This window comes from Agrobacterium sp. (assembly GCF_032092815.1).
Lineage (GTDB): Bacteria > Pseudomonadota > Alphaproteobacteria > Rhizobiales > Rhizobiaceae > Agrobacterium.
The window spans coordinates 37,722-39,422 of the sequence record NZ_DAMDBP010000041.1; the positions used below are offsets into that span (position 1 = coordinate 37,722).

The window sequence follows — 1,701 nt, forward strand, 5'->3', positions numbered from 1 at the left end:
CCGGCGGTTTGCGACCATCAAGGGCTGCTCGGCAGCGGCTCCGAGCTTCGACATATGCCGACCCACTCATATTCGGCCACTCGTCCATAAGCAGGATCAAGGCCGCAAAGGGTCCATGGATGGTTTGCATACCGCTGTGCGGCATGTTCACCTTTACAGGCATATTCCAGGAAAGTGCAGTCATGATTTCCTCCATCAAGCGCGCCCTAACGGCTTCGGAGGAGAAAAGTTCCCGCCTGCGCAGAAAAATATCGTTAAAAGTCAAGTGTGTACGGTAACGAACATAGCTGGGCGACAACCGTTAAACCGCCTTCGGGGTCCTCGGTGAGAGAGGTTTGCCTGCTCGTTTTGCGTTAACGAGCTGTCGCACCGACTGTCGGTCTAAGAATATGTCGATGTGTGGAACGATATTTGCGGTGTGTTGTTTCCACGGTTCACCCACATCACAGACCATGAACCGATGAACGTGTCGATAAATGTTAGCAAGAGCGTAAAAGATGCCAACCTATGTATTCCGCACGACAGATCAAACGAGCCAAACACCAGTCGACATCAGACAGAGTTTTGCCAACAATGAAGCGGCGAAACAGGAAGCGAGAGATGCATTGGCTGAAATGGCGCAGGATGGGCTCCCGGTAAATGATCTGAAAAGACTGGCCATCACTGTCCTGGACGAGTTCGGCAACTGTATCGTGGAATATCGTTTGGTCCTTGAGGAAACCACCGATGTGGCCGAAGGCGACCGCCTGACGGTCATGACGATAAATCCGGAAATTTTCCCAAGATAACACGATGGTCGCAGGGCGCGTGCCGGTCACTTCCCGAACCGTCCCAACGGAACTGGCCGTGATAGCCTTTAAGACCGACTAGCAAGCGAGCGCGCTTAAAACCGGTCGCCGTAGCCCAAATCCTCGAAAGTCCGCCAGGTTGGTGGATCAGGTCAGTTCACTGTTGTCACCAATTCTAACGAGCAAGACCGTGGTCGCCGCCGAATGTGCTTGGAATCCGGAACATCCTCCAGTGCCTAGTTTGCATCGAGATCTGGTAATGCAATCTCGGCAGCAATCGGCGCACTTGGTCCATCTGGTCCTAAGACATTTTCGCACCGCTATGAGGTCGGCCTCTTCGCACCAAGACGCTCAGTAGGATCACCGTATTTTTCGAAGGCGTCCTGGAACCAAACAACCTGCCTGGCGTTTCATTTTCACAGAATAAATGGAGGAAATACAATGGATTGGAACCGCGTAGAAGGTAACTGGAAGCAAATCAGGGGTAAGGTCAAGGAACAGTGGGGCAAACTCACGGATGACGATCTTGACGTTATTGATGGCAAGCGCGATCAGCTCGAAGGAAAAATCCAGGAGCGCTACGGATACGAAAAAGACCGCACGAAAAAGGACATTGACGACTGGTATGGTCGCCAGTCCTGGTAACGTGAAGAAACAAACCGCCGTCCATAAACGTACGGCGGTTTTGTCATTCCCGCCTTCTCGTCTATTTGCTGTAGACGACAGTGGTGCACAATTAAATTTGGAACCAAATTTCTATGGATGCAGTTCTGCGCAGGACGCTTTTCCCCGCGTTCTTCTGCACCAACTAACGGCCCTCCTTGCGAGGGTTTCTTTTTGAAAAGCAGCACTGTTTTGCGTATGCGCCGTCTACGCCCCATTGATTTTACAATTCCGGCTACGGGCAGAGCTA

Annotated in this window: 3 protein-coding genes; 2 read left to right on the plus strand and 1 reads right to left on the minus strand. The window is 51.9% G+C overall.

The window, feature by feature from the left end:
• The coding region (locus tag RT613_RS19270; protein ID WP_313618002.1) for a DUF982 domain-containing protein at window positions 1–184 on the minus strand (184 nt) is incomplete at its 3' end.
• A gap of 313 nt (window positions 185–497) precedes the next feature.
• Here RT613_RS19270 and RT613_RS19275 point away from each other — a divergent pair.
• Both RT613_RS19275 and RT613_RS19280 read left to right on the plus strand, forming a co-directional pair.
• On the plus strand, window positions 498–788 hold the full coding sequence (locus tag RT613_RS19275) for a DUF6894 family protein (RefSeq protein WP_313618003.1): 291 nt from the start codon (window positions 498–500) through the stop codon (window positions 786–788).
• A 441-nt stretch (window positions 789–1,229) separates the two neighbouring features.
• Window positions 1,230–1,433, plus strand: coding sequence for a CsbD family protein (locus RT613_RS19280; RefSeq protein ID WP_313618004.1), 204 nt, complete (start codon window positions 1,230–1,232; stop codon window positions 1,431–1,433).
• The last annotated feature ends 268 nt before the right edge of the window (window positions 1,434–1,701 follow it).

Excerpts from the sequence above, each read along its gene's own strand:
- RT613_RS19275 (WP_313618003.1), top strand. The coding sequence starts at position 498 with ATGCCAACCTATGTATTCCGCACGACAGATCAAACGAGCCAAACACCA.
- RT613_RS19280 (WP_313618004.1), top strand. The coding sequence starts at position 1,230 with ATGGATTGGAACCGCGTAGAAGGTAACTGGAAGCAAATCAGGGGTAAG.